Here is a 2192-nt window from a genome sequence, read left to right as displayed (position 1 = left end):
AGCGTGCACGAGGCGCTGGCCGAGGCCACCGACCCGGCGGTGGACCCGGACCGCCGGGCCTGGCACCGGGCCAACGCGGCCACCGGTACGGACGACGGCGTGGCCGACGAGCTGGAGTCCTCGGCCGCACGGGCGCAGACCCGCGGCGGGGTGGCCGCGGCCGCCACGTTCCTCGAACACGCTTCCCGGCTGAGCGTCGACGCACGTCTGCGGGCCCGGCGGGCGCTGGCCGCGGCGCAGGCACATCGCCAGGCCGGGGCCTTCGAGTCGTCGCTGGCCCTGCTCGCCCAGGCCGCTTCGGGGCCGCTGACCGCGTTCGAGCAGGCGCAGGGAGACCTGCTGCGGGCGCAGATCACCTTCGCGACCACGTTCGGGGCCGACGCCCCGCCGATGCTGCTCAGCGCGGCCCGCCGGCTGGAACCGCTGGACGTCCGACTGGCCCGGGACACCTACCTGGAGGCCCTCGCCGCGGTCAGGTTCGCCGCGGACGGCGACGGCGCCATGGTCAGCGAGGTGGCCCGGGCGGCGCGGGCCGCTCCGGCGGCACCCGAGCCGGTACGGGCCATCGACCTGCTCGTGGACGGGCTGGCGGTGCGGTACACCGAAGGCATGGCCGCGGCCAAGGCGACGCTGAAGCAAGCGGTGGCCGCGTTCAACGGTCCCGAGCTGCCGCCCGGGGTCGGCCTGCAATGGCTCTGGTTCGCGGGCATGACGGCGATGGAGCTGTGGGACGACACAGCCTGGCTGAACCTGGCCGACCGGCACGTCCGTCTCGTGCGTGACCTCGGGGTCCTGCCGTTGCTGCCGATCGCCCTGAGCACGCGCAGCGCTGTGCACGTCTGCGCCGGGGAGCTGCACGAGGCCGCCCAGCTCAACGACGAGGTCGGCCGGGTCACCGAACTGCTCGGCGGTCAGCTCGGGCCGTACGCGTCCCTGAATTTCGCCGCCACCCGCGGCCGGGAGGGTGACGCCCTCGACCTGATCGAAACGGCGATCTCCGACTCGCGGGCGCACGGGCAGGGACTGGCCGTGGTGATCTCGAACTACGCCGGCGCCCTGCTGTACAACGGCCTGGGCCGCTACGAGCAGGCGCTGAGTGCGGCGGAGCGCGCCACCGTGTTGCCCGAGGACCTCGGCGGCAACACCTGGGCGCTGGCCGAACTCGTGGAGGCAGCACACCACAGCCGGCAGCCGGAACGGGGCGCCGAGGCGCTCAGGCGGCTGTCCCGGATCACCCAGGCGGCCGGCACGGACTGGGGACTGGGCCTCCAGGCCGCGATGACCGCCCTGCTCACCGACGGCGACGCGGCCGAGCCGCTGTACCGGGAGGCGATCGGCAAGCTCGGGCAGACCCGCATCCGGCTCGCGCTGGCCCGGGCCCACCTGCTCTACGGCGAGTGGCTCCGCCGGCGCAAACGCAGGATCGACGCGCGCGAGCACCTGCGGACGGCCTTCGAGATGCTCTCCGCGATGGGCGTGGAAGGCTTTGCCGAACGGGCCCGCCGGGAGCTGGCGGCCACCGGCGAGACGGCCCGCAAGCGCGTCATGGAGACCCACCTGGAGCTCACGGCTCAGGAGCGGCAGATCGCCCGGCAGGCGGCCGACGGCCGCACCAACCCGGAGATCGGCGCCGAACTCTTCATCAGCGCCCGCACCGTGGAATGGCACATGCGCAAGGTCTTCACGAAACTCGACATCACCTCACGCCGCCAGCTCCGCGACGCGCTGCCCCGCCCCGGCAGATCCACCGCCTCGGCCTGACCCGCCGGGTCGTCCCGCCTCCTTCTCCTCCACGTCCAGGAACAGCCCGGTGAAGGCGGCGTTCATGGCACCGAGCCGGCCGAAGAGCGCTCCCGCCTCCGCGGTCGTCACCGCGTGCGACGCCGCCGCGTAGTCATTTTGGTAGCCATGGGACCCACCCTGCTCCACCGGCCGGAGCTTTCGCACCCGTGGAACACCCGGGTCCGTTCACCGGTCAGTCGACGAGGGCACCGTCGCGCAGGGTCAGCACGCGGTCGGCGCGGTCCATCAGGCTCGTGTCGTGAGTGGCGACCAGCGCGGTCATGCCGTGCGCGTCGACCACCGCGCGGAGCAGGTCCATGATCGAGCGGCCGGTGTCCGAGTCGAGCTGGCCGGTGGGTTCGTCGGCCACCAGCAGCAGCGGCTCGTTGGCCAGGGCCCGGGCCACAGCC

The 2192-nt window shown here is 73.7% G+C and carries 1 protein-coding gene and 1 pseudogene; one reads left to right on the top strand and one right to left on the bottom strand.

Annotation, left to right across the window (positions count from 1 at the left end):
• On the top strand, nucleotides 1-1761 hold a 1761-nt coding region (locus AB0C29_RS44885; RefSeq protein WP_360833986.1), incomplete at its 5' end, for a LuxR C-terminal-related transcriptional regulator.
• 214 nt (nucleotides 1762-1975) lie between these two features.
• Here AB0C29_RS44885 and AB0C29_RS44880 read toward each other — a convergent pair.
• Nucleotides 1976-2192: pseudogene (locus AB0C29_RS44880) on the bottom strand (ABC transporter ATP-binding protein); the annotation flags it as partial.

The organism is Actinoplanes sp. NPDC048791 (assembly GCF_040650095.1).
Classification (GTDB): domain Bacteria; phylum Actinomycetota; class Actinomycetes; order Mycobacteriales; family Micromonosporaceae; genus Actinoplanes.
This window is presented reverse-complemented; position numbering and strand designations above follow the sequence as displayed.